At 67.4% G+C, this 4,939-nt stretch carries 6 protein-coding genes and 1 pseudogene; 3 read left to right on the top strand and 4 right to left on the bottom strand.

What is annotated here, in order from left to right:
- Positions 1-374 (bottom strand): annotated as a pseudogene (locus SFU54_RS11235) (CpaF family protein); the annotation flags it as partial.
- Between SFU54_RS11235 and SFU54_RS11230 the strand changes: the two are divergent.
- On the top strand, positions 373-534 hold the full coding sequence (locus tag SFU54_RS11230) for a hypothetical protein (protein WP_319016360.1): 162 nt from the start codon (positions 373-375) through the stop codon (positions 532-534). The pseudogene SFU54_RS11235 and the gene SFU54_RS11230 sit on opposite strands and share 2 nt — an antisense overlap.
- 380 nt (positions 535-914) lie before the next feature.
- Here SFU54_RS11230 and SFU54_RS11225 read toward each other — a convergent pair whose 3' ends face one another.
- On the bottom strand, positions 915-1,637 hold the full coding sequence (locus SFU54_RS11225; RefSeq protein WP_319016359.1) for a hypothetical protein: 723 nt from the start codon (positions 1,635-1,637) through the stop codon (positions 915-917).
- Between the two features lie 174 nt (positions 1,638-1,811).
- On the opposite strand from SFU54_RS11225, the gene SFU54_RS11220 reads away from it, so the two are divergent.
- Complete coding sequence (locus SFU54_RS11220; RefSeq protein ID WP_319016358.1) at positions 1,812-2,588, top strand: ZIP family zinc transporter; 777 nt, start codon at positions 1,812-1,814, stop codon at positions 2,586-2,588.
- 121 nt (positions 2,589-2,709) lie between these two features.
- A complete protein-coding gene (locus SFU54_RS11215) occupies positions 2,710-3,039 on the top strand; it encodes a putative quinol monooxygenase (protein WP_319016357.1) in 330 nt (109 codons plus the stop codon).
- A gap of 82 nt (positions 3,040-3,121) precedes the next feature.
- On the opposite strand, the gene SFU54_RS11210 is transcribed toward SFU54_RS11215, so the two are convergent.
- Entirely contained in the window at positions 3,122-4,063 is a 942-nt protein-coding gene (locus SFU54_RS11210; protein WP_319016356.1) for a carbohydrate kinase, read from the bottom strand.
- On the bottom strand, positions 4,063-4,836 hold the full coding sequence (locus SFU54_RS11205; RefSeq protein ID WP_319016355.1) for an ATP-binding cassette domain-containing protein: 774 nt from the start codon (positions 4,834-4,836) through the stop codon (positions 4,063-4,065). Before SFU54_RS11205 ends, SFU54_RS11210 begins: the two co-directional genes overlap by 1 nt.
- Positions 4,837-4,939 lie beyond the last annotated feature (103 nt).

Raw genomic sequence — 4,939 nt, 5'->3', positions numbered from 1 at the left:
CCCGTGCTCTGCAACATGCGCTCGACGAGCGTGCGCACCTGGTCGTCGGTGAGCGGAGCATCCACCCGCTCGGTCACGCCCGCGCGCGCTATGAAGACGGCGTCGGGAGCGTTGATCCAGATCTCCTCGACGGTCGGGTCGTCGAAGTAGGGCTGCAGGGGGCCATAGCCGGTGAGGTCGGCGAGCACACGGCCGAGGGCTGCCTGCTCGTCGCCGAGGCTCGGTAGCGTGCCGGCGAGCGAACGCTCGGCATAGTCGCGCAGTTCATCGCGCACGAGGCGCTCGGCCGCAGTCGGGTCGGCGCTCAGGTCGAGGCGCTCGGCGCGCACGCGCTCGCGAACGCGCTCGGTGATGATGCTGTGGGCGGCGGGCATGCTCGACATTGTGGTGAGGGGGCGCGTGCTGGTTGAGGGATTCTCCACAAGCGCGCTCGCCTCGGATGCTCTGCGCACGACGCGCGGCGGTGCTGTTGCCACGCAAAGCATTGATCGGTCACTCGTTACAGGCGTGCGCGAAAGTCGCCCCAACGAGTGACTGATCGACGTGCTTGAGTGCATCATGCCAAGGTCAGCGGGTCTCGTGGCATGCAACGAACGGGCCGGCGGGCCTCCGCGGCGATCGCGCGTGTGAGGAGACCCCCCTTACGCCATCGCGGGCGCCACCTCGCGCAGCTTCCACCGTCTCGGCGCGACCCAACCGCCGTCGCGCAACCGTCGGGCGATCCGACTCATCAACTCGCGAGGGTCGTCGAAGACGTCGGCCCGAGTCGCGCGCACAGCGCGCCATCCTTCATCGGCAAAGCGGTCGAAACGGCGCACATCGGTTGCGAACTGCCGACGCGACGTTCGATGCCCGTCTCCCTCGTATTCGACCAGCACTCCGAAGGTCGGCCAGGCAAGGTCTGTCTCAGCCCTCTACCGCTCCGACGACAACCCGGTCGAGTGCACGGGATGCGCGACCACCGGTTCGGGCAACCCCGCGCTGACAATCATGAGGCGCAGGAGCGTTTCGGCCCGCGAACGCACGCCCGCTCGACGCAGCGGCTCGGCGCGCGCGAGCCGCGCGAACCCTGGGCGCCCGGGCCCGAGCTGCAGCGCCTCAAGCATCGGGTCGGGCCGCCTCTCAACCGTTGCCCAATGGAGCATCGCATCGGCAAGCGCCACGAAATCGGGCAACGCCAACTGTGTCGCGCAGGTCACGAGTGTGAGCGGCTCGTCGACCACCGAGATCGGAAGCGCCTCGCCGGTGCTCGGAGCAACCAGAAGCCGCCGCTCAACCTGGGCGGGTGCGAGGTCAATGCTGTGGCCGTGCACCCCCGCGATCCTCGGAGCACGGCGCGGTCGCGGCACCGAGACGTGCAACCGTGAGTCGAGCCGCAGTGCTCGAGGAAGCGGGAGTCCGCGCGCCGCGGCTGCCGACGAGTGGCTGATCGCGGCGCCCGCGCCGAGCAGCAACCCCAGGGCGTGAGCGCGCTGGACGATGTCCGTCAGGTCAACTCGATGCGCCGCGACTCCCCGGTACGGATGCTCGACGTCAACACGACGAGTGCGCGCGTAGGGCATCCGCCCGCCGATGACGGATGCGCGCACTATCCAGGCGTCGTCGACCACTGTGCTCGGCTCGGGCTCACGAGTCATGCCGCACACGGTGCCACCACCGGGCCGCTCCCGACCCTGCAACCGTCGCAGACGACTGTCGGTCACTCGTTGCAACCACTTGAGGAGGAGGCCGTAACAACTGCCCGATAGTCGCGCAGGCAGCACATGGCCAAACCCCTAGGCTGAGCGGCAACGACCCGACGAGGAGGCCACATGCTCGAGGCACTGGCTGCTGGAGCCGTGGGGCTCGGCGCCGCAAGCTTTCTCGTGGTGGGGGCGGCCATCGGCTGGTTCGTGCGGGTGCCGACGGGAGTCGTCGCCGGTGTCATGGCGTTCGGCGCGGGAGCGCTTATCTCGACCCTCGCGTTCGAGCTCGTCGCCGAGGCGCACGCCGTGGGCGGGTTGACCGCAACCCTCATCGGATTCGTCGGGGGTGCGGTCATCTATGTGCTCGCCGACCTCGCGCTCGCACGCCAAGGGGCGCGAGCGCGCAAACAGTCCATTGCGCTGCAGAGTGAGCCCGGGGTTCACGCGGCTCCCGCCGCAGCCGCGAGCGCGAGCGTCGGGCTCGCCGTGGCAATCGGGGCACTGCTCGACGGGGTGCCCGAGAGCCTCGTGCTGGGGTTGTCGATTGCACAGGGTGGTGTGGTGAGCATCCCGTTGCTGTTTGCAGTTGCCGTGTCGAACATTCCTGAGGGCCTCGCGAGCGCGGCGGGCATGAAGCACGAAGGTCGCAGCGCGCGCTATGTGTTTGGCGTGTGGGGCGGCATTGCCGTGATCTCGGGCGTCGCCGCGATGCTTGGGTTCGTGGTGCTCGTCAGTGCCCCACCTGAAGCGATCGCCATCGTGACGACCATCGCCGCGGGAGGCATTCTGGCCATGGTCGCGAACACGATGATTCCCGAAGCGTTCGCCGCTGACCGGTCATTCACGGGGCTGTGGTCGGCGCTCGGATTTGCGCTCGCGTTCGCGTTGTACCAGCTCGGTTAAGGCCCGGTCAGGAGGCACTTGAGCCCCACGGCGATGACCTTCAGGGGCCGAATGTGCCTTGATCGACACTCGCTGTCAAAAAGTGCGAGAAGGTTCTCGCAAAACTCGCTAGAGTGGGCGAGTGAAGAAGGTCCTTCTCGCGCAATTCACCGTTGCGCCCTCCGGCGCCGAGGTGGTTCGCCAACTCGTCGTCGAGTATGCGCACGCTGTTCGCGCCGAAAAGGGCAACCGACTGTTCGCGCCCACGACCCGTGTTGACGACCCGAACAGCTACGTGATTTTCGAGGAATACGAGAACGACGCCGCGTTCGCCCTGCACCTCAGCACGGCACACTGTGCGGCGTTCAACGCCGCGATCGCGCCCTGGATCGACGGTGGCGCAACGACCCTCATCGACCTCGTCGACATCGAGTCGGTTGGTGGCCCGAACGGCTCGCACGCGCTCGTCTAAGCACTCGCACGCGCGCGTTGAGACACCCGCACGCGCTCATTGAGACATTAGCGGGCCGAGGCCCCACGCCAAGGCGGCGCCGTTAACCGAGCTCGTGCCTCCACGGCGGCTGCGCTCCGGCGCGTGTCACGGTGATCGCGGCACACCGCCCCGCGAACGACAGCAGAGCGTCGACGTCGATCGACGCGAGAGCACGCTCGCGATCGACGGCGAACGCGTCGACGACACCCTGGTCAACCAACGCGGCAATGATCCCCGCCATGAACGAATCGCCCGCGCCGATGGTGTCGGCAACGTCGACGCGCGGCGGTGCAAACTCCACGACTCCGGTGCTCGAGACAGCGATGGTGGATGCTCCCCCATCGGTCACCACGACCAGCGCGGGCCCTCGGCTCACCAGGTGCCGCGCAGCCTCAACAAGAGTCATCGAGTCGTAGGCCCAGGCCAGATCTTCGGCGCTCGCCTTCACGACCTGCGCGAGCGAGCAGAAGCTCTCGACCCGTTCGCGGGCGAGCTCAACCGAGCCCATGATCTGAGGGCGCAGGTTGGGGTCGTAGGTGACGAAGGCACCATCGGCGTGCGCACGAATGAGCGCGTCAACCTGGGTCGCCCCCGGCTCGAGCACGGTCGCGATAGAACCGGTGTGGATCAGGCGCGTCGCGGGTGCGACGACGAAGGAATCCGGCAGTTGCCAGTGCATGTCGAACACGTACGACGCCGAGCCGTCGGCGTCGAGCGTCACCGCGGCCGTCGACGTTGCGCGGTCAACGCCCGTGGCGGTGTGCACGCTCTGCACTCCGCTCGCATCGAGGTGGGCGCGGAGCCACTCGCCGTGGACATCCGCCCCCAAATACGTGACGACGTCAACGGCAAGACCCAAGCGCGCGGCGCCGACGGCGACATTGAGTGGACTGCCGCCCGCGTGCTCAACGACGGAGTCGCCAGAACGCACGATGTCGACGATCGACTCGCCGACCACACCTATGCGTGTGGCCGGCGAGGAGTCAAGGTTGGCTGCCGCCATCACGCGTCGGTCGTGGGCTCAGCATCAGCAGAGCCGGTGATCGCCGCAATGAGCGAGTCGGGAGTGAACTCTGACGCGGGGGCATCGCGCACGATGCGACCGAGGCGCAGCACCACAATACGGTCGGTCACTTCGAGCACGTGCGGGAGCGTGTGCGAGATGAAGATGACGCCCAGCCCCTTGGCCTTAGCGGCCCGGATGACGTTGAGCACCTCGCCCGCTTGACGTGCCCCGAGGTGGTTGGTCGGTTCGTCGAGAATGATGACCTTGCGGGCCCACGATACGGCGCGGCCGATCGCGACAGCCTGTCGCTGTCCACCGGAGAGCGCCGAGACGGGGCGGCTCGAGGCCGGCACCGCGATGCCCACGCGCTCGAGGTCGTCGTGCGCCTCTCTTTCCATACGGCGACGAGCGAGAAAGCCGAGCTTGCCCAGGATGCCCGGGCTCATGATCTCGCGACCCAAGAACAGGTTCTGCGAGACCGTGAGGTGCGGCGCGAGGCTCGAGTCTTGGTAGAGAGTCTCGATGCCCGCCTCGAGCGCGTCACGAGGCGAGCCCCAGACGTGCTCGACGCCGTCGAGCTCGAGACGGCCAGAGGTGGGCTGGTGAGCCCCCGAAAGAACCTTCACCAAGGTCGACTTTCCGGCCCCATTGTCACCCACCAGCCCGACCACTTCGCCCGCGTGAACACGCAGGCTCGCCCCCGTCAGCGCCTTAACCGAGCCGTAGCTCTTCGAGACATCGTGTGCTTCGTAGATCACGGTTTTCGTCATCAGCTTCGCCCATCACTCTTTCGCAGAACTTGAGCCGCCACCGCCGCAGCGATCAGCACGGCAACGACAACCTTCTTCCAGTCGGGCTCGACGCCGATCATGA

It is taken from the genome of Microcella sp., from assembly GCF_033763155.1.
In the GTDB taxonomy this organism is placed as follows: domain Bacteria; phylum Actinomycetota; class Actinomycetes; order Actinomycetales; family Microbacteriaceae; genus Microcella.
This window is presented reverse-complemented; position numbering and strand designations above follow the sequence as displayed.

Excerpts from the sequence above, each read along its gene's own strand:
- SFU54_RS11230 (WP_319016360.1), top strand. The coding sequence starts at position 373 with ATGCTCGACATTGTGGTGAGGGGGCGCGTGCTGGTTGAGGGATTCTCC.
- SFU54_RS11225 (WP_319016359.1), bottom strand. The coding sequence starts at position 1,637 with ATGACTCGTGAGCCCGAGCCGAGCACAGTGGTCGACGACGCCTGGATA.
- SFU54_RS11220 (WP_319016358.1), top strand. The coding sequence starts at position 1,812 with ATGCTCGAGGCACTGGCTGCTGGAGCCGTGGGGCTCGGCGCCGCAAGC.
- SFU54_RS11210 (WP_319016356.1), bottom strand. The coding sequence starts at position 4,063 with ATGGCGGCAGCCAACCTTGACTCCTCGCCGGCCACACGCATAGGTGTG.
- SFU54_RS11205 (WP_319016355.1), bottom strand. The coding sequence starts at position 4,836 with ATGACGAAAACCGTGATCTACGAAGCACACGATGTCTCGAAGAGCTAC.